This window comes from Bradyrhizobium sp. LTSP857 (assembly GCF_000938285.1).
GTDB lineage: Bacteria > Pseudomonadota > Alphaproteobacteria > Rhizobiales > Xanthobacteraceae > Bradyrhizobium.
In genome coordinates, this window is sequence record NZ_JYMS01000046.1 from 355,110 (window position 1) to 381,429 (window position 26,320).

At 62.4% G+C, this 26,320-nt stretch carries 25 protein-coding genes and 1 pseudogene; 16 read left to right on the top strand and 10 right to left on the bottom strand.

All coding sequences use genetic code 11. The features are described from left to right. Window positions 1-89: 89 nt before the first annotated feature. Both UP06_RS31100 and UP06_RS31105 read right to left on the bottom strand, forming a co-directional pair. Window positions 90-332 (bottom strand): annotated as a pseudogene (locus UP06_RS31100) (DUF2306 domain-containing protein); the annotation flags it as partial. Window positions 333-419: 87 nt separating this feature from the next. Continuing rightward, entirely contained in the window at window positions 420-917 is a 498-nt protein-coding gene (locus UP06_RS31105) for a single-stranded DNA-binding protein (RefSeq protein WP_045007493.1), read from the bottom strand. A gap of 543 nt (window positions 918-1,460) precedes the next feature. Between UP06_RS31105 and UP06_RS31110 the strand changes: the two genes are divergently transcribed. The 3 genes from UP06_RS31110 to UP06_RS41165 all read left to right on the top strand — a co-directional run bounded on the left by UP06_RS31110 (window position 1,461) and on the right by UP06_RS41165 (window position 6,356). Then, window positions 1,461-2,132, top strand: coding sequence for an outer membrane protein (locus tag UP06_RS31110; protein ID WP_045007494.1), 672 nt, complete (start codon window positions 1,461-1,463; stop codon window positions 2,130-2,132). A gap of 278 nt (window positions 2,133-2,410) precedes the next feature. Then, window positions 2,411-5,383, top strand: coding sequence for an excinuclease ABC subunit UvrA (gene uvrA, locus UP06_RS31115; RefSeq protein ID WP_045007495.1), 2,973 nt, complete (start codon window positions 2,411-2,413; stop codon window positions 5,381-5,383). A 22-nt stretch (window positions 5,384-5,405) separates the two neighbouring features. After that, the gene (locus UP06_RS41165) at window positions 5,406-6,356 is read left to right on the top strand and encodes a DUF6602 domain-containing protein (RefSeq protein WP_156163339.1); all 951 of its coding nucleotides are present in this window, start codon (window positions 5,406-5,408) and stop codon (window positions 6,354-6,356) included. A gap of 96 nt (window positions 6,357-6,452) precedes the next feature. Here UP06_RS41165 and UP06_RS42480 read toward each other — a convergent pair whose 3' ends face one another. Further along, entirely contained in the window at window positions 6,453-6,827 is a 375-nt protein-coding gene (locus UP06_RS42480; RefSeq protein WP_082081726.1) for a DUF433 domain-containing protein, read from the bottom strand. A gap of 83 nt (window positions 6,828-6,910) precedes the next feature. Here UP06_RS42480 and UP06_RS31130 point away from each other — a divergent pair, with 83 nt between their 5' ends. Both UP06_RS31130 and UP06_RS31135 read left to right on the top strand, forming a co-directional pair. Then, window positions 6,911-7,546, top strand: a complete 636-nt coding sequence (locus tag UP06_RS31130; protein ID WP_045007497.1) for an HAD-IA family hydrolase — start codon at window positions 6,911-6,913, stop codon at window positions 7,544-7,546. Between the two features lie 35 nt (window positions 7,547-7,581). Next, a complete protein-coding gene (locus UP06_RS31135; RefSeq protein WP_045007498.1) occupies window positions 7,582-8,502 on the top strand; it encodes a nucleoside hydrolase in 921 nt (306 codons plus the stop codon). A gap of 777 nt (window positions 8,503-9,279) precedes the next feature. Here UP06_RS31135 and UP06_RS31140 read toward each other — a convergent pair. Both UP06_RS31140 and UP06_RS31145 read right to left on the bottom strand, forming a co-directional pair. Next, window positions 9,280-10,077 carry an AAA family ATPase gene (locus tag UP06_RS31140; protein WP_045007499.1) on the bottom strand — a complete coding sequence of 266 codons (798 nt, stop codon included), beginning with the start codon at window positions 10,075-10,077 and terminating at the stop codon, window positions 9,280-9,282. Window positions 10,078-10,082: 5 nt separating this feature from the next. Further along, window positions 10,083-10,859 (bottom strand): AAA family ATPase, encoded by a 777-nt coding sequence (locus tag UP06_RS31145; RefSeq protein WP_045007500.1) that lies wholly within the window; start codon window positions 10,857-10,859, stop codon window positions 10,083-10,085. Window positions 10,860-11,137: 278 nt separating this feature from the next. Between UP06_RS31145 and UP06_RS31150 the strand changes: the two genes are divergently transcribed. After that, complete coding sequence (locus UP06_RS31150) at window positions 11,138-13,216, top strand: DUF1217 domain-containing protein (RefSeq protein WP_045007501.1); 2,079 nt, start codon at window positions 11,138-11,140, stop codon at window positions 13,214-13,216. A 16-nt stretch (window positions 13,217-13,232) separates the two neighbouring features. Here the strand turns inward: UP06_RS31150 and UP06_RS31155 are convergent, their stop codons facing one another. Further along, window positions 13,233-14,093, bottom strand: coding sequence for a PCC domain-containing protein (locus UP06_RS31155; RefSeq protein WP_045007502.1), 861 nt, complete (start codon window positions 14,091-14,093; stop codon window positions 13,233-13,235). A gap of 9 nt (window positions 14,094-14,102) precedes the next feature. Continuing rightward, window positions 14,103-15,710, bottom strand: coding sequence for an acyl-CoA synthetase (locus UP06_RS31160; RefSeq protein WP_045007503.1), 1,608 nt, complete (start codon window positions 15,708-15,710; stop codon window positions 14,103-14,105). A 179-nt stretch (window positions 15,711-15,889) separates the two neighbouring features. On the opposite strand from UP06_RS31160, the gene UP06_RS31165 reads away from it, so the two are divergent. Both UP06_RS31165 and UP06_RS31170 read left to right on the top strand, forming a co-directional pair. After that, window positions 15,890-16,216, top strand: coding sequence for a hypothetical protein (locus tag UP06_RS31165; protein WP_045007504.1), 327 nt, complete (start codon window positions 15,890-15,892; stop codon window positions 16,214-16,216). A gap of 17 nt (window positions 16,217-16,233) precedes the next feature. Continuing rightward, entirely contained in the window at window positions 16,234-16,509 is a 276-nt protein-coding gene (locus tag UP06_RS31170) for a GNAT family N-acetyltransferase (RefSeq protein ID WP_045007641.1), read from the top strand. A 33-nt stretch (window positions 16,510-16,542) separates the two neighbouring features. On the opposite strand, the gene UP06_RS31175 is transcribed toward UP06_RS31170, so the two are convergent. After that, window positions 16,543-17,478, bottom strand: a complete 936-nt coding sequence (locus UP06_RS31175) for a tetratricopeptide repeat protein (protein WP_045007505.1) — start codon at window positions 17,476-17,478, stop codon at window positions 16,543-16,545. A 104-nt stretch (window positions 17,479-17,582) separates the two neighbouring features. Between UP06_RS31175 and UP06_RS31180 the strand changes: the two genes are divergently transcribed. After that, window positions 17,583-17,858 carry a GNAT family N-acetyltransferase gene (locus UP06_RS31180; RefSeq protein WP_045007506.1) on the top strand — a complete coding sequence of 92 codons (276 nt, stop codon included), beginning with the start codon at window positions 17,583-17,585 and terminating at the stop codon, window positions 17,856-17,858. A 50-nt stretch (window positions 17,859-17,908) separates the two neighbouring features. Here the strand turns inward: UP06_RS31180 and UP06_RS31185 are convergent, their stop codons facing one another. Then, entirely contained in the window at window positions 17,909-18,316 is a 408-nt protein-coding gene (locus UP06_RS31185; RefSeq protein WP_045007507.1) for a DUF3597 domain-containing protein, read from the bottom strand. Window positions 18,317-18,651: 335 nt separating this feature from the next. On the opposite strand from UP06_RS31185, the gene UP06_RS31190 reads away from it, so the two are divergent. Together UP06_RS31190 and UP06_RS31195 are read left to right on the top strand one after the other, a co-directional pair. Continuing rightward, entirely contained in the window at window positions 18,652-19,560 is a 909-nt protein-coding gene (locus UP06_RS31190) for a DUF2189 domain-containing protein (RefSeq protein WP_045007642.1), read from the top strand. Window positions 19,561-19,690: 130 nt separating this feature from the next. Further along, window positions 19,691-20,515 carry a lytic murein transglycosylase gene (locus UP06_RS31195; protein WP_045007508.1) on the top strand — a complete coding sequence of 275 codons (825 nt, stop codon included), beginning with the start codon at window positions 19,691-19,693 and terminating at the stop codon, window positions 20,513-20,515. A gap of 89 nt (window positions 20,516-20,604) precedes the next feature. Here the strand turns inward: UP06_RS31195 and UP06_RS31200 are convergent, their stop codons facing one another. After that, entirely contained in the window at window positions 20,605-20,931 is a 327-nt protein-coding gene (locus UP06_RS31200) for a hypothetical protein (protein ID WP_045007509.1), read from the bottom strand. Between the two features lie 653 nt (window positions 20,932-21,584). Between UP06_RS31200 and UP06_RS40330 the strand changes: the two genes are divergently transcribed. The 5 genes from UP06_RS40330 (at window position 21,585) to UP06_RS31220 (ending at window position 26,317) form a co-directional block, all read left to right on the top strand. Continuing rightward, entirely contained in the window at window positions 21,585-21,737 is a 153-nt protein-coding gene (locus tag UP06_RS40330; RefSeq protein ID WP_007590701.1) for a DUF1127 domain-containing protein, read from the top strand. A 126-nt stretch (window positions 21,738-21,863) separates the two neighbouring features. Continuing rightward, window positions 21,864-23,291 (top strand): methylenetetrahydrofolate--tRNA-(uracil(54)-C(5))-methyltransferase (FADH(2)-oxidizing) TrmFO, encoded by a 1,428-nt coding sequence (gene trmFO / locus UP06_RS31205; RefSeq protein WP_045007510.1) that lies wholly within the window; start codon window positions 21,864-21,866, stop codon window positions 23,289-23,291. Window positions 23,292-23,298: 7 nt separating this feature from the next. Beyond that, complete coding sequence (locus UP06_RS31210; RefSeq protein ID WP_045007643.1) at window positions 23,299-24,393, top strand: serine/threonine protein kinase; 1,095 nt, start codon at window positions 23,299-23,301, stop codon at window positions 24,391-24,393. Between the two features lie 94 nt (window positions 24,394-24,487). After that, on the top strand, window positions 24,488-25,042 hold the full coding sequence (locus UP06_RS31215; RefSeq protein ID WP_045007511.1) for a CAP domain-containing protein: 555 nt from the start codon (window positions 24,488-24,490) through the stop codon (window positions 25,040-25,042). A gap of 96 nt (window positions 25,043-25,138) precedes the next feature. Beyond that, window positions 25,139-26,317, top strand: a complete 1,179-nt coding sequence (locus UP06_RS31220) for an aminotransferase class V-fold PLP-dependent enzyme (RefSeq protein ID WP_045007512.1) — start codon at window positions 25,139-25,141, stop codon at window positions 26,315-26,317. The last annotated feature ends 3 nt before the right edge of the window (window positions 26,318-26,320 follow it).

Consider the following 26,320-nt stretch of genomic DNA (forward strand, 5'->3'; position numbering starts at 1 on the left):
AGCGCTTTTTCCGACTGTTTTTCCAGAGACTTACGGGCTTTGCGCCGTCGCCATGGACAGGCCCCGGATGAGCCGCCCGGAACCGCCCCTTACGCCCCGAAAATCACGCGGTGCATGATGCGTCCGGGCACCAGCGTGAACAGGCCCGCCACCACCAGCGCGCCCGTGAACAGCAGGATCATGATGCGCCGGTGATCGATGACACGATGGGTGTGGGCCCGCCACACCGCCAGCGGCAGCATCACCAGCGTGAAGATCGACAACAGATGGATCGGGCTGAACGGCCCGACCAAACGGATCTGGTGAATCCAGAACGACGAAGCCGCCGCGACCGCTCTTGGTCCGGATGCTCGAAAGCCGGGCCGGCCGTTTCCTGCCCCGATCCGAGCCGACTCTTCCCAAGCCTTAGATCTCAAGCCTCAGAACGGAATGTCGTCGTCCATGTCGCTGTTGCGGCCACCGCCGCCGGCGGCAACGGGACGGCGCGGCGCGCTGCTGACAGGACCGGAGGAGCCGAAATCGCCGCCCGGCTCATCGCCAAAGCTGCCGCCTCCTCCGCCGCCGCTACGGCCATCGAGCATCGTCAGCGTCGAGTTGAAGCCCTGAAGCACGACCTCGGTCGAGTACTTCTCGACGCCCGCCTGATCGGTCCATTTGCGGGTCTGGAGCGCGCCCTCGATGTAAACCTTCGCGCCCTTCTTCAGGTACTGCTCGGCGACCTTGCAGAGCCCTTCATTGAAGATCACGACGCGGTGCCACTCGGTCTTTTCCTTGCGCTCGCCGCTATTCTTGTCGCGCCAGGTCTCCGAGGTGGCGATGCTCAGATTCGCGATCGGCCGCCCGTCCTGGGTGCGACGGATTTCCGGATCCTTGCCGAGATTTCCAACCAGAATGACCTTGTTGACGCTTCCCGCCATCGCCGCTCTCCGCTCCAAATCCACTGAATTTTAGAAGGCCGGGCCCGCTCGCCGCGCCATCTGTGCCTGTTGAGCTGACCCTATACGCTCACGGGCGCCGGTCGGCCCGCCGCGCCCTTGGTTATCCCCATATATAGCATCGACCTGATATTTGTTCCAGATTTGTTCTAGTCAAAATCGACCGTGAATATAGGGCGCGTATCGGTAGCTGTGCCGCTCCCGTCGCGACCTACACCAAGGCGTCAGCCAGGATGTCGACTGGGCCTGTCAACTATCGCGTGGGGCGGTCCGATCATCGCGACGTACTGATCCACCTGATATCATTCGGGAATCGAAGGCCGGCCTCGCGCCGGCCTTTTGCCGTTTAGTTCCCTGCGGGAACTATAGGTCAGTGACCATTACATTTTGCGTCTGTTGTGACTTTTGAGAGACACAACTTGCAGCTTCAATGGTGTAGGTACGACATCAGTTGGACCAACGCGTCCGATGCCCTTCCGATCGCGGAAGGCAGCAACAGAAACTGGGACTGGGATTAGGTTGAAAATGAAGAAGGTTTTGTTGGCTTCGGCCTGTTTGTTCGCACTCGCCGCTCCGGCTTCGGCCGCCGATCTCGCGGCACGCCCCTACACCAAGGCTCCGGCCCCGATGGCTGCGGTCTACAACTGGACCGGCTTCTACCTCGGTATCGTCGGTGGCGGTGCCTGGGAAGATTCCTCGACCGATCCGAAGGTGAAGGGCGGCTTCGTCGGCGGCACCGCCGGCTACAATTGGCAGACCGGCAACGTCGTGTTCGGCCTCGAAGCCGACGGTTCCTGGGCTGACGTCAATGCTTCGGTGACGACGCTTGGCGTTACCCTGAGCAACAAGATCGATGCGCTGGGCACCGTGCGCGGCCGCATCGGCTACGCCGTCAACAACGTTCTGTTCTATGGTACCGGTGGCTACGCCTGGATCGACGACAAGCTCAGCCTCAGCGCGCTCGGCATGACCGTCTCCGACACCAAGTTTCGCTCTGGCTGGACCGTCGGTGCGGGCGTCGAAGCGTTCTTTGCCCCTCAGTGGTCGGTCAAGGGCGAGTACCTCTATCGCAGCTTCAGCGGCGCGACGTATTTCTCCGGCATCGGTCTCCCCTTCAACACGGGCACGGACAGCTTCCACACCGTGCAGGTCGGCGTGAACTATCACTTCAGCGGCCCGATCGTCGCGAAGTACTGATCTTCGCTACCGACGTTACATCGTCACGAAAGGCCGGCCTCGCGCCGGCCTTTTTGTTTTTGCGGCACGTTCCAATGCCGCCCACACCCGGTTCCTGCTGCCATTTCCCGCCAACGCCCCAACAATCCGTTGACGATTCGCGAAGGGCACTGGAAATCCGTTCTCGTTCTTCCTACGTTCGCTGACATACCCATCGGCGCCGATCCCGGTTCCGGGCGAAGCGCGCCTTTTACGTTGGCGCGATCGCGCGCCTTTGGGATTCCTTGAGGACCACCAGGATGGATGAAGTGATCAAGGCGAAGCGCCAACAGAACGTGGGCTCAAACCTGCGCGCAATTACGATCCGTGGCGCGCGCGAGCACAACCTCAAGAATATCGACGTCGAGATTCCCCGCGACAAGCTCGTGGTGTTCACCGGCCTGTCCGGCTCCGGCAAATCCTCGCTCGCCTTCGATACGATCTATGCCGAAGGCCAGCGCCGCTATGTCGAGTCGCTGTCGGCCTATGCGCGCCAGTTCCTGGAAATGATGCAGAAGCCGGACGTCGACCAGATCGACGGCCTGTCGCCGGCGATCTCGATCGAGCAGAAGACGACCTCGAAGAACCCGCGCTCCACCGTCGGCACGGTGACCGAGATCTACGACTACATGCGCCTCTTGTGGGCGCGCGTCGGCGTGCCCTATTCGCCTGCCACCGGCCTGCCGATCGAGAGCCAGACCGTGTCGCAGATGGTCGACCGTGTGCTGGCGTTGCCCGAAGGCTCGCGCCTTTACCTCCTCGCCCCCGTCGTGCGCGGCCGCAAGGGCGAGTACCGGAAAGAGCTCGCCGAATGGCTCAAGAAGGGCTTTCAACGCGTCAAGATCGACGGCACCTTCCATGAGCTCGCGGAAGCTCCAACGCTGGACAAGAAATTCCCGCACGACATCGACGTCGTCGTCGACCGCATCGTGGTGCGCCCGGATATCGGCCAGCGCCTCGCCGAAAGCTTTGAGACTGCGCTGAAGCTCGCCGAGGGCCTCGCGGTCGTCGAATTCGCCGACGCGCCGGCGGCTGCGCCCGTCGAAGAAAAGAAGAAGACCGCAAAGATCCACGACAAGAGCGGGCCGGAACGCATCCTGTTCTCGGAAAAGTTCGCCTGCCCCGTCTCCGGATTCACGATCCCGGAGATCGAGCCCAGACTCTTTTCCTTTAACAATCCCTACGGCGCCTGCCCCGCCTGCGGCGGTCTCGGTGTCGAGCAGCATGTCGATGAAGACCTCGTCATCCCCGACAAGGAGCTCCCGATTGGCAAGGGCGCGATCGCGCCCTGGGCCAAATCGTCGTCGCCCTACTACGTGCAGACGCTGACCGCGCTCGGCAAGCACTACAAGTTCACGCTGACCACCAAATGGAAGGATCTGCCCAAGAAGACGCAGAACGCGATCCTCCTTGGCTCCGGCGAGGACGAGATCAAGTTCTCCTATGAGGACGGCGTCCGCTCCTACGACACCAAGAAGCCGTTCGAGGGCGTCATCACCAACATCAACCGCCGCTATCGCGAAACGGAAAGCGAGTGGGCGCGCGAGGAGCTGGCGAAATACTTCCACGACGTGCCCTGCGGCGCCTGCAACGGTTTCCGGCTCAAGCCGGAGTCGCTCTGCGTCAAGATCGGCGGCAAGCACATCGGCGATATCTCGGAGCTCTCGGTCAAGGGCGCCGGCGCGTGGTTCGAGACCGTGCCGGAGGCGCTGAACACGCAGCAGAACGAGATCGCCGGCCGCATCCTCAAGGAGATCCGTGAGCGCCTCACCTTCCTGCTGGACGTCGGCCTCAACTATCTCACCCTCTCCCGCTCCTCCGGCACGCTGTCCGGCGGCGAGAGCCAGCGCATCCGCCTGGCCTCGCAGATCGGTTCGGGGCTGACCGGCGTGCTGTACGTGCTGGACGAGCCCTCGATCGGCCTGCACCAGCGCGACAATGCGCGCCTGCTCGACACGCTGAAGCGGCTTCGCGACCTCGGCAATACCGTGATCGTGGTCGAGCATGACGAGGATGCGATCCTGCTCGCCGACCACGTCCTCGACATCGGCCCCGGCGCCGGCATGCATGGCGGCCACATCATCGCCGAAGGCACGCCCGCCGAGATCATGCGCAACCCGAAATCGCTCACCGGCAAATATCTCACCGGCGAGCTCGAGGTCGAGGTGCCGGAGCGGCGTCCGCCGAACCATCGTCGCACCATCAAGGTGGTCAACGCGCGCGGCAATAACCTCAAGAACGTCACGGCCGAGATTCCGCTCGGCCTGTTCACCTGCGTCACCGGTGTTTCCGGCGGCGGCAAGTCGACGCTGCTGATCGACACCGTCTACAAGGCCATCGCCCGCAAGCTGAACAATGCCAGCGAAGGCGCCGCGCCCCACGACCGCATCGAGGGCCTCGAGCACATCGACAAGATCATCGACATCGACCAGTCGCCGATCGGCCGCACCCCGCGTTCGAACCCCGCGACCTATACCGGCGCGTTCACGCCGATCCGCGAATGGTTCGCCGGCCTGCCGGAATCCAAGGCGCGCGGCTACGAGCCCGGCCGCTTCTCCTTCAACGTCAAGGGCGGCCGCTGCGAGGCCTGCCAGGGCGACGGCGTCATCAAGATCGAGATGCACTTTTTGCCCGACGTCTACGTCACCTGCGACGTCTGCAAGGGCAAACGCTACAACCGCGAGACGCTCGAAGTTCTGTTCAAGGGCAAGAGCATCGCCGACGTGCTCGACATGACCGTCGAGGAAGCCGCCGATTTCTTCAAGGCGGTGCCGCGCGTCCGTGAAACCTTCCAGACGCTGCACCGCGTCGGTCTTGACTACATCCATGTCGGCCAGCAGGCCACCACGCTCTCCGGCGGCGAAGCCCAGCGCGTCAAGCTGGCAAAAGAGCTGTCGAAGCGCGCCACCGGCCGCACGCTCTACATCCTCGACGAGCCGACCACCGGCCTGCACTTCCACGACGTCAAGAAACTGCTGGAAGTGCTGCACGAGCTGGTGGCGCAGGGCAACACAGTCGTCGTCATCGAGCACAATCTCGAAGTCATCAAGACTGCCGACTGGGTGATCGACCTCGGCCCCGAAGGCGGCGACGGCGGCGGCGAAATCGTCGCCTGGGGCCCGCCGGAGGACATCGCGAAAGCGCCGCGGAGCTATACGGGGAAGTTTTTGGCGCCGGTGCTGGCGAAGGCGCGGAAGCCTAAGCGGAGGCGGACGAGCGAGGCGGCGGAGTAGGCTGCTATCCTAAGGTCAAAATGTGAAAAAGCACGACTTCTTCAATCTTATGAGCGCGGTGAAGGAGTCGCTTAATAGCGCTTATCTTCGCATTCGTGCGCGAAGCAAAGAGGATCCCGGAACGGCTGGCGATCAGGCCGAAGAAGACTGGGCTGAAATTCTAAGAGATTGGTTGCCCGCAACCTATCGTATTGTCACAAAGGGACGCATACTTTTCGCCGACGGCTCCAGTAGCCCTCAAGTTGATGTCCTAGTCCTCACTCCCAGCTATCCGAGAGGCCTGGGAAACGAAAAATACGTTTTCGCAGGCGGCGTTGTTGCCGCGTTCGAATGCAAGCTGACCTTGCGCTCCTCAGACATCAAGCGAGCCTTTCTCACCGCTTCGGCCATTAAGAGAAAAGCCCCGGTCCGGCTCGGGACTCTCTACGACGAATTAAATCGGCCTCCAATCTTTGGGCTCTTATCGCATTCGCACGACTTGAGCCAAGGAGACCGAGATTGGGATCGTCTCTATAAAGCAATTCAGAAGTGTGCGGAAGAATGTCCGGAACATCCGCGCGAGTTGCTGGATGTGGTGTGCGTAGCAGATACAGCGACAATCTCCGTAGGTAAGCACGTTTTGGTTGGCAAAGGTCTTAGCAAGGAAGAAAAAGAAGAACTTACGGAGATTGGTCAGGAAAGTGCAGTTGCTGCGTTGTACGTAGTCCAAGATGAAATGAAGTGGAATTCAGAGCGAGATCATTCTGGAGCTATCCTCGCAGGCCTAATCTATGAGCTTACACATCGGATGGCATTCGTTGATCCAACAATTCGCCCGTGGGCCGATCACTTGTCAGGTTTGGGATTTTACGGTGGAATAGGTATTCCCCTCTACTGTTCCGAAGACGTTCTTTCGGACAGTGTCCGAAGGCACCTCAAAGACGAAGGGGCAAGTGCGGAGGCATGGAGCAAGTGGAGCCCGAGTCTGCCATAGTGTCCTTAGCGCGCTCGTCACCTAGCCAAGCCCTATGAGCATCCGTTACGTTGGCTGACGGCGTCCCTATCCAACAAATACACAGCCTTCGACCACTTAATAGTTCCCTGCAAACGCCTGAGCGGCACGAATGTCGTCAACAGTAAGCCGCGGATACTCCGCGACGATCGCTTCGTCGGATACCCCGGCAGCCAGCATGCGTAAAAGTAATTCAATTGGCGTACGCGTGCCCCTAATGACTGGCTTGCCAGCCATAATTTCCGGATTGATCTCGATGCGCTCGCGGCACGCGAGCACAGCATCAATGTCGGCCTCCTCCAAATACGGATAGTCTTGGAGAACGCTCTCCCGGGACTGTCCAGCAGACAACAGCCCCAAGACCTCGGCAACCGTAATGCGCAAATTACGAATGCAGGGGCGCCCGTGCATACGCTGCGGGTCGACGGTAATCCTTGCTAGGAGCTCTGGCATCTGTCACCTCTGCAAATGTCAATATAACACGCGATGGCATCTATCACCGCATTGCCGGCGCCAGTCTGCTCGACCTTTTCCCCATGCCCTACTCCCTCGCCATCTTCGATCTCGACGGCACGCTTGTCGACAGCTTTCCCTGGTTCCTGCGCACCATCAATGACGTCGCCGACCGCTTCGGCTTTCGCCGCGTCGCCGATGAGGATGTCGAGGGGCTGCGGCATGCCTCGACGCGCGAGATCCTCAGCCGACTCGAGGTGCCGCTGTGGAAGCTGCCGGTGATCGCGCGGCATGCGCGGCGGCTGAAGGCGGAGGCGGCGGCCGAGATCTCGCTGTTTGCCGGCGTCGAGGCGATGCTGCGGACGCTTGCGGACAGCGGCGTTCAGCTGGCGCTCGTGAGCTCCGACAGCGAGGCCAATGCACGGCGGAAGCTCGATGGCACCGCCGCGCTGTTCTCGCATTTTGACTGCGCCGCCTCGGTGTTCGGCAAGCCCACGAAATTTCGCCGCGTGATCCGGCGCGCCGGCATCGCCCCGGCGGATGTCATCTCGATCGGCGACGAGGTCCGCGACATTGAGGCGGCGCGGACCGTCGGCATCGCCTGCGGTGCGGTCAATTGGGGCTATGCCGCGCCGGCCGCGTTGCAGGCGCTTGCGCCCGATCACATGTTCGCGCAGATGGAGGAGATCGCGGACGTGGTCTGCCGGACCAAAGCTTGATCCGCAATCGCCACGCCCGGCCCAGGGAGACGGCAATGACACTGACGGACGCAGCCCGCCTCAAACTCCTCGAGCCGCCGGTCGGCAAGGTGCGCGTCGTGCTCGACACCGACACCTATAACGAGATCGACGATCAATTCGCGCTCGTGCAGATGCTGCTGTCGAAGGACCGCTTCGACGTCGAGGCGATCTACGCCGCGCCGTTCTTCAACGCACGCGCGAAGAGTCCCGGCCACGGCATGGAGCTGAGCTACCAGGAAATCCTTCGCCTGCTGGAGCGCCTGAACATCGCAGCCGAAGGCCTGGTCCATCGCGGCGTCACTGACTATGTCGGTCCGGCCAAGACGGCGCAGGCGGCGCCCGCCGTCGACGACCTCGTGGCCCGGGCGCGCGCGGGCTCGCCTGACAATCCGCTCTACGTCATTGCCATCGGCGCCATCAGCAACGTCGCCTCAGCGCTGCTCAAAGCCCCTGACATCATCGACCGCATCGTGGTGGTCTGGCTTGGCGGCCATGCGCTGGAATGGCCGCACACGATCGAGTTCAATCTGAAGCAGGACGTCGGCGGCGCGCAGGTGCTGTTCGACAGCGGCGTGCCGCTCGTTCTGGTACCGTGCATGGGCGTCACCTCGCGCCTGCACAGCACGGTGCCGGAGATCGAGCGCTACGTCGAACCGCACGGTAGCATCGGCACGTTTCTCGCTATGCGCTTCAAGGAATATTCGTCCGATCATCTGGGCTGGGCCAAGGAGATCTGGGACATGGCGCCGGTCGGATGGCTGCTGAATCCCGCGTGGGCACCGAGCGTGATCGTCCCTGCCCCGGTTCTCACCGATCAGATGACCTGGAGCGTCGACCAAAGGCGGCATCCGATCCGTTACGTGACCTATGTGGACCGCAACCCGATTCTGAAGGACTTTTTTCTGAAGCTGAAGGCGTTTGCCGGATCGAAATAGAAAGCGCGCTTACGCAACCCACAACCTGTTGCGCTGCCCGGCGCCCAAAACACCCACGCAAAGGTCAACGACATCAGGCAAAGATAATTCTCTTTATCAGAACTTCGGATTATCGTATAGGAGGCCATCTCAACCCGGCCGAGGGGCGTTGTCGCGATCGTCACGAACGCGGGATGGGACGTGGTGGACGCGGGCGGCGTCGGCGCGAAGGTGGTTTGCAGGGCGGCTCACGCCGTGAGCAACTACCGAGGCGCAAACGACCGGTGCAGCCCGCGTACGGCAAAATCGTGTGGTCCTGGCGCCCGGAGCCTGTGCGCCAAGTCTTGTGGTGATGTGCGGGCCCGACCGGGCACGCAAATCAGCCATCCGCAAGGTGACGGGGGCAATAGTGCATCGCTCCCCGGGGAGATCACGACATAAGCCGTAAAGCCACTGCGCAGGGAAGGCCGGATGTTTGGCTTCACCTGTATGCCGCTGTGCATCTGTTTCCAGCGCATTTGCGCACAGCGGACCGCGGGTGCCAGCCGGCACCCGGCCTTCCCTGCGCCCTCGGCACTTTCGGGGGCGCCGATTGAGCAAAGCTCGGGCAGGATATGCCGCGAGGGTGTGAACGTGTGTCCGCGATTTCAAACGTCAATGAAAGAAGAAGCATGCGGCTACGAGCCGTCATTGCGAGCACAGCGAAGCAATCCAGACTGCCGCCGCGGAAAGACTCTGGATTGCTTCGTCGCAAGAGCTCCTCGCAATGACGACGGAGAGAGCGATTGTGCCCCTCGCCTATTCCCCCAGCGTCGCTTCCACGAACCCGCGCGGATCGTCACAGAATTCGCGCATCACCCGGTAATGATCCGTCCGCTCCACCGTCGTCGGCTCCAGGCCGTATTTCCCGAGCCGAAGCAGCTGCGCATTTGGATAGGCCATCAGCAGAGGCGCATGGGTCGCCATGATGACCTGGCAATTGCCGGAGAGATCCATCCGATGCAGGAGCTTGAGGAAATCCATCTGTCGCGCCGGCGACAGCGCCGATTCCGGCTCGTCGAAGATGTAGATGCCCTGCTTCTGGCAGCGCTCCTCGAAGAAAACCAGAAAGCCCTCGCCATGGGAGAAGGAGAGATAGTCCGGCGCCTCCTGAACGCTCGCACCAAACACGCCCTCCATGGCTTGCGCAGCGCTCACGGCCGACCGGTCCAGATAGCGCGCGATCGAAAAGAATGTTTCCGCCCGGAAGAACCAGCCATCGGTCACCTTTGGTACCCAGGCAGCCTTCAAGGCGGCAGACAGCTCTACGCCGGTGACTTCCATGCCGCCGCCGTCGATCTCCTGAAAGCCCTTGCGGCCGCCCGTACTGGCAAAGCCGGCGAGCCCAGCGATTCCCTCGAGGATGGTCGACTTGCCGGTCCCGTTCTCGCCGACGATGATGGTCACGGCGGTATCGAAGCTCTGATCGAACTCGTCCCTGAACACCGGAAGACAGAACGGATACGCCTCCCAATCCTCGACCTGCGCGCGATCGAGCCAGATGCGCCGAAGGTAAGGTGCAGGCAGCGTGGTTTCGCGACGGCGTTTCCGACCCATGCCCTCTACCTTCCCTGCTGGTCCAACGCCGCGTCGATAAATCCGTCCGGATCGTCGCAAAACTCGCGCATCACCTTGAAATGATCCGTCTCCCGCAACCTCACCGGCTCAAGTCCCGCTCTGGTCAGCCGCAGCAAGCTCGCATTCGGATAAGCCATCAGCAGCGGCGAATGGGTTGCCATGATGACTTGGCAGATGCGCGACTCTTCCATGCGTCGCAGCAGCTTCAGGAATTCGATCTGGCGCGCCGGCGACAGCGCCGATTCCGGTTCGTCGAAGATGAAGATGCCCTGGCGCTGGCAGCGCTCTTCGAAGAAGCGCAGGAAGCCTTCGCCATGGGAATGCGACAGGAAATCGGGGCCGACCTGGCCGGCATCGCGTGCGGCCTTGTCGAGATATCGCGCCACCGAGAAAAAACTCTCGGCGCGGAAAAACCAACCATTGGTAATCTTCGGCAGCCAGCTTGCGCGCAGAGCTTTGGAAAGTTGGCCGCCCATCCTCTCCCGCGCTTCGGAGTGGTCGACGGGCATGTATCCCTTCCCGCCACCGGCATCGTCGTAGCCAGCGAGCGCTGCAATACCCTCGAGGATGGTCGACTTGCCCGTCCCATTCTCTCCGACGATGATCGTGACGGCGGCCTCAAAGTTAAGCTCGAAATCATCCGGAAAGATCGGCAAGCAAAACGGATAGACCTCGCGATCGTGGACCTGCAACGGGTCGAGCCAGATCCGTTTCAGGTAAGGCGCCGGCAGGTTGATCGTTCGACCGCTTCTTCGGCTCATGCCCGGCTTCCAACTCCTTACGACCTATCTGCTGATGGGAACATATCAGGAACACAATCTTCGCGAAAGCTGCATCTGAGAAACATATGGAAACAAATAGCAATAAAACCCGCTATGCGTCACTTGGACTCAAACTAAAATCTAAGATTGTGGATCAGAATCGTCTTAGAAAAACATAGCGCTGAGACAGCTCGCTGGCATGAGGCCAGCCCCCACCTCGCGACCCCGGCAATGATTGACGGAAGTCCAAGACCGTTAGAAGCCGCGAGGAATGCGCGATGGTGACAACGTATTTCAACTACAACTACATCACGCGCAATCTCAAGCAGTCGCTGACGCGGGTTGGACAGCAACCGGACGTCGCGCGGGAGGCCGCCTATTACAAAGCCAACATCGGCAAGGTGAAGACCGTCGACGATTTCATGAAGGATTATCGCCTTTATAGTTATGCGATGAAGGCATATGGCCTGGACGACATGACGTACGCCAAGGCTTTCATGAAAAAGGTGCTGCAGAGCGATCTCTCCGACTCCAACAGCTTTGTGAACAAATTGGTCGACAAGCGTTACCAGGAGTTTGCCGCGGCATTTTCCTTCAATGGCAGTGCAACGCCGGTTGCGCAATCGGAGAACCAGACCGATGAGATGATCGGTCTTTACACGTCGACCAAGACAAACCAGGTCAATGCACTTGCCGACGACTCGAACTACTACAGCGCCGAAATCGGCAACGTCAGCAGCGCAGACAAACTCCTGAACAACGACCGTCTTCGCAACTATGTCTATTCGGCATACGGGATCGACCAAAGCAAGTGGTCGCGTGACACGATAAGCCAGATCTTGCGCAGCGATCCGTCCGATCCAAGCAGCTACGTCAACACCACCTTCACGTCCCAGCTCAGCGGCCTCAATACAGCGCTCACCCAGGCGCAATCGGATATCAGCACCGCCAATTCGAACATTACCAATTATACGGCCCAACTCTCACAGCCGGGCGCCAACGTGCCCCAATTGCAGGTCCAGATCCTGGTCGAGAAATATCATCTCGATACGGCAACGAAGAGCGTTTCCAGCCTCAACGACCAGATCGCGACGATCGGCAATTTTGTAGACTTGGCCGGCGCGTTCGAGTTCCTGCCCGACGGGTCGCTTCCGGCAGGTACGCCTGCGCAGACTGCCGCAAATATAACGCTCACGAAGAAGCAGTTCGACGACAGCAAGGCCGAGGTCTACGCTGCGGCAAGCCCGATCTACGGAGCCGTGGCGGTCAAGCAATTCAGGGCGGACCTCCTCAAGATCAATTCGGTCCAGGCGTTCGTGTCGACGCCGGGTGTGTATGATTTTGCGCTGGGCGCCGTCGGCCTCGATCCCGGACAGGTCTCGCAAGACACCGTCAAGAAAGTCCTCGAAAGCGATCTCAACGATCCCAAGAGCTACGTGTACACCCTCAAGGACAATCGATACGTTCAGCTCGCGCGCGCCTTCAACTTCGATGCAAAAGGCAATCTGACGACCCCCCTGGTCGCGCAGGACTCGGCCGAAGTCCTCCAGATTGCGAAAGACTACATCATTCAAGCAGTGAAGAGCGCGAGCACGGCAACCCCGCAGCAGCAGGCGGCAGTTCGGGCACAAGCCACCAAGGATGCGACGGCCTATCAGGAGGCGATCGCAGGCATCGACAGTGTTTCCGATCTTCTTGCAAACAGGCCAATGGTCGATTTGATTCTCCTGGCCAAGGGTCTGGACCCCAGGAAGGTCAGCGACGATTTTCTCAAGAAGGTCTTCGCCTCCGACCTGAACAATCCAAAGAGCTTCGCGAACACGCAGAGCGATCCTCGCTTTGCCGAAATCGTGGCGTCGTTCAACTTCGACAGCAAGGGCAACGTCGCGCGCCTCCCGATGATGGGTCCGCAGAAGCGAGATCAATTCCGGGAAACACAAGCGAACTATATCGAGCAAAGCCTGGAGCAGCAGCAAGGGGATACGAATCCCGGTGTGCGCCTGGCGCTATATTTCCAGCGAAAGGCGGGAGAAATCACCTCCGCATACGACATCCTTGCCGACAAGGCGCTTTCGGAGGTGTTCAGGACCACCTTCGATCTGCCTGACTCGATGGCTGCGATGCCGATCGATCAGCAAGCCAAGTTCGTGGACAAGATCCTCAAGGTCAAAGATCTGTCCGACCCCGCGAAGGTTGAAAAGCTCCTGAGCCGGTTCACCGCCATGTATGACCTCAAGAACGGCCAGAGCACCGATCAGTCTCCCGTGCTCGACCTCTTTCAAGGATCTGGCTCGACCATATCAGGGATAAGTGAATCGACGTTCCTGGCCATTGCCAAACTGCGCGCGCATTCCTGATGATCGCTCGCCGTAGCTACGCCAACACCTCGAGCACCAGCTCCATGGTCATCAGCACAGGATTGTCGCCACGGATCAGACGGCCCTCCGCAATACCCCCGGTGTAGTCGATCAGCGCGACATCGAGCACAGCTTCGAGCGCGCCGGATGCGTCTGGCGCGATCGCGCCGGCCGTTATCGCGAGCTCCGTTGCGAACGGCTTGGTCACACCACCATGGGTGAAGCGCGCGCCGACGGTCGAGCCGACGCCGCCGTGGATTTTCGCGCGCGCAATGCCTTGCGCGCGACAAAACTCTTCGAGGCAGCCGGCGAAATCCTGGTTAGGCCGCAGCCGCAGAGCGAAGGCCCGGCTCGTTGTGTGCGCGCCGCTGAGCGCGGAAACCACCGGTCCGAACAACTTGAAATTGGTCTCGGTATCAGGCTCGGCGATGAACGCCGTACCATCGATCCCAAACGCTTCAACCGCGAACGGCTCGGCGACGATGGTCTCATCTGGCAGCATATGCCCGCCGCTGGCGCGGCCATCGGCCTCGGTCCAGAGCCCGTGGCAATGAAAGAAAGGCGCGCCGTCGCGCGTGCCCAGCGTCATGCTGCCGAGCTTCGTGCGCGTCACGCCCCTTGGCCGAAAGGTCTCGCTGTAGAACGCGGCATTCTCGCCGGTCTTCGACAGCGCCGGCATCACATAGCCGAACGGCCCCAGCGCACCGCTGCCAAAATTCAACACGCTGCCGGCAAATCCCTCTGCCGCAAAACCGCGGCGCGCGGCCTCCAGCAACGGCACACCTGCCTGAAGCGTGAACGAGAAGGCGCGTCCCCTCGCCTCCACCCATTGGATGCGCTCGACGATGGGAGCGCCCGGCTGCTTGATACTCCGCATCGTATGCGCTCAGCCCGCCTTGGTCTTGTCGAGATCGAGCAGCCCGCGCGCCTCGAGTTCGTCGCGGACCATGCGCTTTGGAATCTTGCCATAGCCCGACTTCGGCAGCGCCTCCCAGAAGAAGAACCGCTTCGGCATCTTGTAGCGCGGCACCTTTGGCAACAGGAATGCCGCCATCTCCGCCTCGCTCGCAGGCTTGGCGCCTTCGCGCGCCACGCAGACGGCGACGCCGACCTCGCCCCAGGTCGCATCCGGCACGCCGAGGACGGCAACCTCGCCGACGCAAGGATGCGTCAAGATCTTCTCCTCGATCTCGCGCGGATAGATATTGGAGCCGCCGGAGATGTACATGTCGGAGGCGCGGCCGGTGATGTAGACAAATCCCTCCTCGTCCATGTGGCCGAGATCGCCGGTGCGGAACCAGCCGTTGCGAAATGCCTTCGCATTGGCTTCGGGGTTGTCGTAATAGCCGGCGAGCACGGCAGGGCCGATCACGCAGATCTCGCCGCTCTGGCTGGCACTGAGCTCGCGGCCCTCGTCGTCCTGGATCGAGACCTGCATGCCGGTTCGCTCGAAGCCGCAGGTGCCGATCCTGGCATGCGGCCCGTCCTCGGGATCGTGCAGCGCTGCCGGCAGCACCGTGATGTTGCCGGTGACCTCGCCGAGGCCAAAATACTGCACGATGACCTTGCCGAGCTTCTTCAGCGCGGCCTTCTGGTCCTCGCGATACATCGGCGCGCCGGCATAGATCACGTGACGCAGCGAAGAGTGATCGTATTTGTCGGCGGCGGGATGCTCGACCATCATCTTCAGGATCGTCGGCACCGTGAAGAGATTGCTGACCCGATACGCCTCGATCAGGCGGAACGCCTCGTCGATGTCGAACTTCTCGCTCGGCAGCAGCACGGTGCACACGCCGCGCGCGGTCTGCACCAGCTGATGCACGCCGGCGCCATGCGACAGCGGCGCCACGACCAGCGATGCGTCGTCTTCGGTGACGCCGGGCGTCAGATCGGCAAGATGATTGGTGACAACAAAGCCCATTTGTCCGTGGGTCAGCACCGCGGCCTTGGAGCGGCCGGTGGTGCCGGACGTAAAGAAGAACCAGCAGGGATCGTCATGCTCGACCGCGACGTTCTCGACCACGTGACCGGCCTGCGACGCGATGGCACCTGCAACCGAGGTCTCGCCGAAAGATGCCTTGCCGTCGATGCTCCAGGTGAACTCCAGCGTACCGCCGCTGACGGCCTTCGCGTGCTCGGGAAAATCGACGTGGCACAGAAACGCCTTCGCGCCGGAGGCCTGCGCGAGATAGGTGACCTCGTCCGGCATCAGGCGAAAATTGGTGGGCACCCAGACCGCGCCCAGCCGAAACGCGGCGAACATCGAAAAGAACATCTCGTCGCCATTCTTGGAATGGACCAGGATGCGATCGCCCTTCACGATGCCCCGCGCGGCAAGTGCAGCCGAAAGCGCGGAAACCTGCGCGTCGATCTCGCGCCAGGTCCAGGATTTGTCGCCCCAGACGAAGCCGGGACGCGATCCATGCCGCCGCGCATTCTGGGTCAGCATGTAAGCGAGATTCATGACGCGGCGGGACATGCGCAGGGGCTGCATCGGGCTTCCTCTTCGACGGCGGACGGCACGCAAGCCCCCCGCTCATTGCAGCCCATTTATCGCCATCGCCAGCACCCCCGCAAGGCCGCCGGCCGCGTAGCTGCCAGCACGATCGTTCAGGGAATTTTAAACATGATCGGCGCAACCTCGCTCAGTTCTCGCGTACAGAGTGCCGCATCATGGTCAAAGCGTCCGCATTACTCCTCTTGTCGCTGGCGCTCGCCGGATGTGCGATGTCCCCGCAAGCCCAGCTCACCCCGGATCCCGCCTTCAAGCCCGCGCGCTATGCCTGGGATGGCGCCGGCGAGGACCCCAATCGGCCCCGTTCCGCCTCCGAGCCATCTCGCGCAGCGCGAACCGCTGCGAGAGGCAAACAGGACAACGCGCAGGACGGCATCGATACCGATCAGGATGCGAAGGTCAGCCGTTCGCTGGTCATTTGCCAGGGTTGCCTGCGCTCAAAACCTCAGCCAGAAGATTCGCGGCTCGCCAAAGCGGCCGATTGAAGCGCATCGAAAACATCATGAGCGACATCATCAACAACGGGGGCCAGCACCGCTACGAACTCGAGCTCGAGGGCCATCTCGCCGCGACCTATTACGAGCTCGAGGGCGACGTGATCACCTTCGTCCACACCGAGGTGCCGCCCGAACTCGGCGGCAAGGGTGTTGGCTCAAAGCTGATCAAGGGCGCGCTCGATCAGGTCCGCGCTGCCGGGCTGAGGGTGGTCGCGCAGTGCCCGTTCGTGAAAGCGTATATCGAGAAGCACCCGGAGTATCAGGATCTGCTGAAGGTCTAACCCCGTCATTGCGAGCGAAGCAATGACGGAGAACTACAGCGCTCCCAGCCGCTTCAACGACTCCTGCGCCGTCTGCAAGCCCGGCTTCAACTCCAAGGCCTTCCTGAAATCGGCAATCGCACCCTGCTTGTCGCCGAGCCGCATTCTGGCCTGGCCGCGATTGTTCCAGGAAAACACGTCGGCGGGGTCGTACTGTAGCGCCTTGTCGTAGTCGGCGAGGCCGCCCTTGTTGTCACCCTGGTAGAGGCGGATCATGCCGCGATTGCGCCAGCCCCGCGCGTCGGTCGGCGCGACGCGGATCGCCTCGCCATAGTCGGCGGCGGCGCGGTCGAGCTGCTCGCTGTCGCGATAGACGTTGCCGCGGTCGATAAAGGCGAGCAGATCGGGCGCAAGCTTGATCCGCACGGTGTAATCGGCGAGCGCATGCGCCATGTCGTGCTTGCGATAATACACCAGGGCGCGATTGGCGTAGGCCGTGGCATAGTTGGGATCGCGCTTGATCGCAGCGTCGAAATCCGCGAAGGCGCCGTCGAGGTCACCCTTGTTGAAGCGGGACTCGCCGCGGTTGCTGTAGGCCAGCGCCAGCGACGGATCGAGCTTGATGGCCTGGTCGTAATCGGCGATGGCGCGGTCATAGTCGCGCTTGAAACTGTAGACGCGGCCGCGGTTGTTGAAGGCGCAGGCATAGGTCGGATCGAGCCGAACCGCTTCGTCCAGGTCGGCCAGCGCGGCATCGAGCTCGCGGTTCTCGGTGAGGCCGTGCCCGCGGCTGCAATAGGCGCCGGCGAGTCTCTGACCTGTCTCGCTCCTGGTGTCGATGACCGTCGAGCAGGCCTTGACCCGTTCATCCGGCGTGCTCGTCAGCCCAATGCAGACGTCCCAGGCCGGACCGCCCTCAGCCGAAGCCGGGACCGACGCCGTCGAGAGGAGCGCGGCGAGCAACGCCATGAGGCTGAGCGGGACACGCATTTTCCGGATATCTCCCCTGCGGCAATTTCCCTTGGTCGCGCCTTGGCAAGGGCGGGTTCAGGCGCCTAGATCAGGGGACAGGCAGCGCTTCGGAAGGATCTCTCATGGCGGCATCGGTACGCGACAACAGCGACAGGAGCCGCTTCGAACTCGATGTCGGCAATGAGCTCGCCTTCGCCAATTACCGGCTGACGCCGTCGGCCGTGATCATCACCCACACCGAGACGCCGCACGCGCTGCGCGGCCGCGGCGTCGCCTCCGAGCTGATCAAGGGCGCGCTGGACTTGATCCGGCGCGACGGCAAGAAAGTGATCGCGGGCTGCGGCTTCGTGGTCGACTATCTCGACAAGCATCCGGAGGATGCGGATCTCGTCGCCTGAAGCAAATGGGCCCGCGCGATGGCGGGCCCTCGCAGCGACCGAGTGCTCGATCAGTGCTTGATTTCCGGCGGCAGCTTACCGCCATTGGCGGCGAGCTTCGACATCACCTGCTTGTGCAGCCAGACATTCATGCTCGCCGAGTCGTTCATGTCGCCGCTGAAACCGAGCTCCTTGGCGAGGTCCTTGCGCGCGGCCAGGCTTGAATCGATGTCGAGCGCCTTCATGAGATCGACGATCGAGGTGCGCCATTCCAGCCTCTCCTTCTGGGCCGCCACCAGCTTGTCGACGATGGCCGCAACGTCCACGGTCGCTGCGGGCGCCGCAGAGGGTGCCGCGCCGGGCGCGGACGACGGCGCAGCCCCGGCAGGCGTGGTCCCTGCGGGTGCGCTGCCGGCGGGCGCGGCGGAAGCCGGGTGGCTGCCGAAGATCGCGCCCATAATTTTCCCGAAAATGCTCATGTCTACTCCCCGAAAAGGATCCGTTAGAAGGGCCTTGAGTGGCACTTATAGACGAAGTTTGTGCGATGCGCCCGCGCTGTTCTCGCGAACCACAAGCAGCATCAGCTTATCTGCGGCGAAATGACGGCCGAATGACATCATCGAGGTTGCACTGCGGCATCGAATCTCACCCAAGCGTGAGGGACAGGACTCGGGATTGGGAGTACGCTTTGTGTTCAGCTCGCGATGCCATCCGGAATTCGCGTCTGGTCGGAATCGCGATCATCCAAGAAAAGCGGCCGCTCGCGCCGTTTGCCGGCGCCGGATTCGGCTGCATGGCGAGGGAGCAAGCGACTATGGCCACACTTTACCAGGGCAATGTGCCCACAATGGCCCCGCCCGCTGATGCGGCGGGACCAACCATCCGAACCATCCAGCTGTCCGACCTGTACGACGCGCTCAAGCGCGGCTGGGAAGATTTCAAGGCGGTTCCGAGCCACGCCATCATCCTCTGCGTGATCTATCCGGTGCTCGGCCTCGTGATCGCGCGCGTCGCAATGGGCTATTCGGTGATACCGCTGCTGTTTCCGCTGGCCGCGGGGTTTGCCCTGATCGGCCCGTTCGCAGCGCTCGGCCTCTATGAGCTATCGAGCCGGCGTGAACGCTATGAAGAGGCCAATGCCTGGGATGCCGTGGAGGTGCTGCGCTCGCCCTCCTTCGGTGCAATGCTCGGCCTGGGCACGCTGTTGCTCGCTCTGTTCGTGACCTGGGTTGCGACGGCGCAGGCGATCTATGTTGCGGCGTTCGGCTATGAGGGCGTGACCGGAATCTCGGATTTCGTGACGCGCGTGCTGACGACATCGCAGGGCTGGTGGCTGATCGCGATCGGCTGCGGCACGGGCTTCCTGTTTGCACTCGCCGCGCTCTGTATCAGCGCCGTGTCGTTCCCCTTGATGCTCGACCGCCATGCCGGTGCGTTCGAGGCAATGGTCACCTCGCTCCGCGTCGTGGCCAAAAACCCGGTGCCGATGGCGGCCTGGGGCCTGATCGTCGCGGTGCTGCTGGCGCTCGGCACGATTCCCGCTTTCCTCGGCCTCGCCGTCGTCATCCCGCTGCTCGGCCACGCCACCTGGCATCTCTATCGCAAGGTGATCGTCTCCGATCCCGGCGCACGGCCGGTGCCGCCTCCGCCACAGCGTCCGCGCAAGCCGGCCGCCGATTTCCCCGCCAATCTCTTCCCGTGGCGGAACAGGACGGACGCCTGACGATATCGCAACATCCGATCCTGCCCAGATCCGGGCAGGATCGGACAGCGTCATACGCCTTGCTTTGGCCGCGGTTACAACCGACATTGCCGCCGCCGGTCATGCCACTTCACGGAATCAATTTAGACGAATGACCCCGACGATTTCTCGTCTCGCTCTCGCAGCCTTCGCCCTCACCGCCTTAATCCTCGCCGCCGAGCCTGCGCTCGCCGCGGTCGCCTGCGGTTCAGGCAATTTCGACGCCTGGCTTGCGGATTTCAAAACCGACGCCGCAGCCAAAGGCATCTCGCAACAGGCCATTGCCTCCGGGCTCGCCGGTGTGACGCTCGACCAGGGCGTGCTCAACCGCGACCACTCGCAAAAGGTCTTCACCCAGACCTTCGAGGAGTTTTCAGGCCGCATGGTGCCGCCGAGGATGACGCGCGGCTCAAACATGATGAAGCAGTACGGCTCGGTGCTGTCGCGCATCGAGCAGACCTATGGCGTGCCAGGCGAAGTGCTGGTCGCGATCTGGGGTCTCGAGACCGATTTCGGCGTCTACACAGGCAAGTTTGCGACGATCCGCTCGCTGGCGACGCTGGCCTATGACTGCCGGCGCGCCGAGCAGTTTCGCGGCGAACTGATGGATGCACTGCGCATCGTCCAGCGCGGCGATCTCGCGCCCGCCGATATGAAGGGCGCCTGGGCCGGCGAACTCGGCCAGACCCAGTTCATGCCCTCGTCCTGGATGAAATACGCCGTCGATTTCGACGGCAACGGCAAGCGCGACCTCTTGCACAACGCGCCCGATGTGCTCGCTTCCACCGCCAATTATCTCGCCGGCTATGGCTGGCAGCGCGGCAAGGATTGGCAGCCGGGCAGTCCGAACTTCGCGGTGCTCCAGCAGTGGAACAAGAGCGAGGTCTATTCCAAGACGGTCGCTTATTTCGCCACCCAGCTCGCGCACGCGCCTTAAGACAAGCCTGTTTAAGACAAGCCTGAAACAAAACGCGTAGGGCCGATCGCCCGGCGACCGGCCCTCTCTTGGTGCGCTTACTTACCCGTTTACTTGCCTGCGGTGGCTTGCATCGCCTTGTTCAGGTGCATGCCGCACGCACCCATTTTGCCGTTGAGCAGCGCGTCCTGCGCAGCCGTGATTTCCTTCTCGGCCACGAACTTGCTGTCACCGTCGGCCATGTTCTCGATCGCGGTCTCCGTCTTCTCCAGATTGGACCCGCTGCAACCGCCCATGGCGTGCTTGGCGGCCTGGGCCGGCGCGACGGCGAAAGCGACGGCGGCAATTGCAATAACCCCGAGTAACTTCGTCATGATGTTACTTTCCTTCTCTTCTTCTTGGGACAGACCCAGCGACATTGCCGGAATCTGCAACATGACTTTGCTGCCGACGCGGCAACTTGCCGCAATAAATTCCCCGCGAGAATTGCGTGATGTTGCGCGCGGCGCAGAGCCGCATGCGAAATTTCTGATTTTCATTACAAGTTTGTAATCAGACCTCTGCACGTTCGGCGTGTGTGCAGCGCATCATTGGAACGGGCGCACACTTGGCCGATTGAGCAAGAATCTCGGGCCTCGCTACGAGCCCATCAATGAGTTCCTGAAGCCTCGCCCGAACGAATCCCAGCCGTCTCCTCGAGACAGATAGCGGGATTACCTCCCTCCAATACTATGAATAAACAATCATTTCTTCTGATACTGATTCATGCGAATCACGCATGCCGGACTTGGGCATACAAGCTGCCGCGACGCCTTGAAGATCACGGAAATGTAACCCATTTCCTCAGTATCGGAGCCGCGCAAAGATCTGTAAATCCGTGATTTAACGGGCATTTAGAGTGCCACGCGACCGGTTTCGCCTAGCTGTTGGGCGGGACTGCCGAGAGGTTAATCGTCTCTTACCGATGCCATGCATCCTTCGCTTAGCTGCATCGCAACATCGGAACTTCCGCACTGCACCACTCTCTTCTATATTCATTTCAACGATGACGCTCAGGTCAAGGGCTGAATCGAACTACAGGAGACTACCAATGCTGCTCTCGCTCATCCGCATGATCCAGGCTTTCCGGGACTATCAGCGCAATGTTGCCGAGCTGTCCCAGCTCAGCGATCGCGAACTGGCCGACATCGGCCTCGATCGCTCGGACATCCCGCGCGTTGCCGCCGGTCAATACCAAGGCTGATATCGTTCAGCCCTTAACCGGACGAACCGATAACGCCCGCCTCGTGCGGGCGCTGTCGTTTTCAGCGGCAGAAAACTCGATCTCAGCGATTCCACTGACCGCCGAAAAGCGCTACCTGTCCGCCCCATGACAGGATCCCAATTCAATACCGTGCACGTCATCGGCGCAGGCCTTGCCGGCTCCGAGGCCGCCTGGCAGGTCGCCCAATCAGGCGTGCCCGTGGTGCTGCACGAGATGCGGCCGGACCGCATGACCGAGGCACACCGCACCGACGGACTCGCCGAGCTCGTCTGCTCCAATTCGTTCCGTTCAGACGATGCCGCCAACAACGCCGTCGGCCTGCTCCATGCGGAGATGCGCCGGCTCGGCTCACTGATCATGCGCGCGGCCGACGCCAACCAGGTGCCTGCCGGCGGCGCACTCGCCGTCGACCGCGACGGCTTTTCGGCCGCCGTCACCAAGGCGCTCAACGACCATCCGCTGATCGAGATCGCCCGCGGCGAAGTCGCAGGCCTGCCACCGGCGGACTGGAGCAACGTCATCGTTGCGACTGGCCCCCTCACCTCCGCCCCGCTGGCCGACGCCATCCGCGTGCTGACCGACGAGAACGCGCTCGCCTTCTTCGACGCGATCGCGCCGATCGTGCACCGCGAATCCATCGACATGTCGGCGGCCTGGTTCCAGTCCCGCTACGACAAGGTCGGCCCCGGCGGCACCGGTGCCGACTACATCAACTGCCCGATGACGAAAGAGCAGTATGACGGCTTCGTCGCCGCGTTGATCGCCGGCGAGAAGACCGAATTCAAGGAGTGGGAGACCACCACGCCCTATTTCGACGGCTGCCTGCCGATCGAGGTGATGGCGGAGCGCGGTCCCGAGACCTTGCGCCACGGCCCGATGAAGCCGGTCGGCCTCACCAATCCGCACGATCCCGCGACGAAAGCCTACGCGATCGTGCAGCTGCGCCAGGACAACAAGCTCGGCACGCTCTACAACATCGTCGGCTTCCAGACGAAGCTGAAGTACGGCGAGCAGCAGCGCATCTTCCGCACCATTCCGGGGCTGGAGAAGGCCGAATTCGCCCGGCTCGGCGGCCTGCATCGCAACACCTTCCTGAACTCGCCAAAGCTGCTCGACGGCCAGCTGCGCCTGCGCGCGCAGCCGCGGCTGCGTTTTGCCGGCCAGATGACGGGCTGCGAGGGCTATGTGGAGTCCGCCAGCGTCGGCCTGATCGCCGGCCTCTATGCGGCAGCCGATTCGCGCGGCGAGACGCTTGCGAGCCCACCCGGCACGACCGCGCTGGGATCCCTGCTCGGCCACATCACCGGCGGCCATATCGAGACCATCGAGCCGGGCACGCGCTCGTTCCAGCCGATGAACATCAATTTTGGCCTGTTCCCGCCGCTCGCGAGCGCACCGACGAAGAAGCCGGACGGCACGCGTCTGCGCGGCAACGAGAAAACGGTGGCCAAGAAGCAGGCGATGAGCGCTCTGGCGCTCGCCGATCTCGATCGCTGGATCGCCGATCATTTGCGCATTGCCGCCGCGGCGTGAGTTTGAGATGAACCTTCCCAAAGACGACGCCGCGGTGCTCTCGGCACGCTGGATCGAGGGCGTGCTGCTCAAGCGCGACGTGTTCTCGACCGTCGAGCGCGGCCGCTTCCGTGGCGACAATGGCGAAGTCGACGCCGTGCTGCGCCGGCTCGACGAGGTGCCGTGGTGGTCGTTCCTCCTGGCACGCCATCTGTTCGCGCGCGAGAAGCATGCGTTGGTGCTCGCCAAGGGCCTCGACGTCGGTCCCGAGCTCTTGTGGGCCGGCCGCCGCGCCCTGATGCGCGGCTTCGTTGACGGCGTCGCACTGCATCTGGCGAAGCCGCATGGCGATCTCGCCTATTTCCGCTCGGCCAAGGTGGCGCTGCGCCGGCTGCGCCGCGCCGGCATCTGCCACAACGATCTCGCCAAGGAGCAGAACTGGCTGGTCGGCCGCGACGGCCGCGCCTATGTGACCGACTTCCAGCTCGCCGCCTGCTTCAAACGCCGCGGACGGCTCTATCGCGTCCTCGCCTATGAGGATCTCCGGCACCTCCTCAAGCACAAGCGTTCCTATGCGCCTGAGGCGCTGACGCCGCGCGAGCGAAAAATTCTCGCGAAAAAGTCGTTCGCCGCGAGCCTGTGGCTCGCCACCGGCAAGAAGGTCTATCGGGCGATCACGCGCGGCCTGTTCAACTTCACCGACCGCGAGGGCGGCGGCCGCCGGCTCGTCAACGATGCGCCGGTGCTGGCCGAGCTGATCCGCAAGAACCCAGCCGTGCGCGACACCGCCATCGTCGCCTTTGCCGACCGCCGCTCGGGCGTCGGGCTCTATGCCTTTGTCGAGGCCGATCACGCGGCACTCGAGGGCCAGATTCGCAACGAGCTTAGCGCCGCGAAAGGCCCCAAGCCGCCGGAACACATCCAGGTCGTGCACGCGCTGCCGCGCGACGCCAGCGGCAAGCCGCGCACCGAGATCCTGCAACTGGTCGCCATGAACCAGCTCGATCTGATCGAGCCGATGATGAAGAACGATCAGGACCGCGCCTTCCTGAAGGACATTTTGGAGCAGCGCAAAAACCTGCGTGACCGCTTCAATTTTGAGGCGGACCTGCCGGCGGGCTGACAAGCTGCCCGCGCCTTGAAGCGTCCACATTGGCGATAGAGAAGCAGTCGGATAACGCAGGTTTGGCGGAGTTATGGAGACTCGGGGGACGAAGATGCATCGCGTGGCTGGCGGCCTGATCGCCGGCCTTCTGTTGCTGGCCACCGCACCCGCAATGGCCGAATCTCCGGCAGAGCAGATCTCCAGCTTCCGCCTCAAGCATGGTGAGGTCCGCGTCGTGCGCGATGCCACCCTCGACCGCATTGCGATGGACCAGGCACGGGCGATGGCGGCGAAGGATGATCTCAGCCACGAGACGCTCGGCCCGTTCAACAGGCGCATCGCACCGGCCGGCGCGGGCCGTGCCGCCGAGAACATTGCTTACGGCTACGACAATTTCGAGAAGACGCTCGGCCAGTGGATCGACTCCTCCGGCCACCGCAAGAACCTGCTTCTGCATGACGCCTCCCGCGTCGGAATCGCGAGCGCCAAGAATGCCAGCGGCAAGCGCACCTATTGGGCCATGGAGATCGCCGGCGATTACGAGCAGAAGCGTGGCAAGGGCAAGAAGGACACGGAGCCGCTGGTCGCCGTAAAACGCGAGGCCTCTCCCGCGAGCAAGCCCAAATCCAGCAACTGCCACATCAAGCTGCTCGGCCTCTGCATCTGAACGACGCCAGGCATTGTTCCTTGCTGTCCGCCATCTTGCCCGCATTGTTCGGCGCGTCTAATTCATGCAGAAAGATGGCGAGAAGCGGAGGCCCAGTTGATCGACATCGCGCGAATACGTGCCGACACGCCTGCCACCAGCCGGCTCACATACCTCCATAACGCGGGGGCCGCTCTCATGCCCGCGCCGATTATCGAGGCGATGAAGCAGCATATCGATCTGGAAGGCGAGATTGGCGGCTATGCTGCCGCCGACCGGGAATCCGATCGGCTTGATGCCGTCTACGGCTCGGTAGCGCGCCTGCTGAATGCCGCGCCGGACGAAATCGCCCTCGTGGAGAACGCGACGGTTGCCTGGCAGATGGCATTCTATGCGCTGCCGTTCCGCACCGGCGATCGCATCCTGACCGCCGAGGCGGAATATGCCGCCAATTATGTCGCGTTTCTTCAGGTCGCCAAGCGGACGGGCGCGATCATCGAGGTCGTGCCGAGCGATGCCAGCGGCGAGCTCGACATCCACGCGCTCGAGCGCATGATCGATGAGCGCGTGAAACTGATCGCTATTACCTGGGTTCCGACCAATGGCGGGCTCGTCAACCCTGCCGCAGCGATCGGCAAGATCGCGCGAGCGCGAGGTATCCCCTACCTCCTCGACGCCTGCCAGGCGGTCGGCCAGATGCAAGTCGACGTCGAAGCGGTAGGCTGCGACATGTTATCGGCGACCGGCCGCAAGTTTTTGCGCGGCCCGCGGGGGACCGGCTTTCTCTACGTCCGCCGGGCGCTGCTGCAACAGCTCGAGCCCCCGATGATCGACCACTTCGCGGCGCCCTGGGTCTCGCGGGATGAGTACCGGCTCCGCGACGATGCGCGTCGTTTCGAGACCTGGGAGAACAACTACGCAGCCCGGCTGGGACTCGGCGCGGCCATCGATTACGCCCTGGATATCGGAATAGGCCCGATCGAACAGCGCTGCCGCATGCTTGCGGACCGCCTTCGCAGCGGCCTCACCTCCATTCGCGGCATCAAAATTCGTGACCTCGGACGCACGCCGGGTGCCATCGTCAGCTTCACGATGGAGGGGTATGAGGCCGAGGCCATCGTCACCAGCGCCGGCGCGGCCGGCATCACGATCGGCGCATCGGATCCATCGAGCACCCGCATCGACTCCGAGGTGCGCTCCCTGCCGGTGCTCGTGCGCGCATCCCCGCATTACTACAACACGGAGGCCGAGATCGATCGGCTGATCGGCCACCTCGCAGGTTTGGCGCCGCGATAGCGA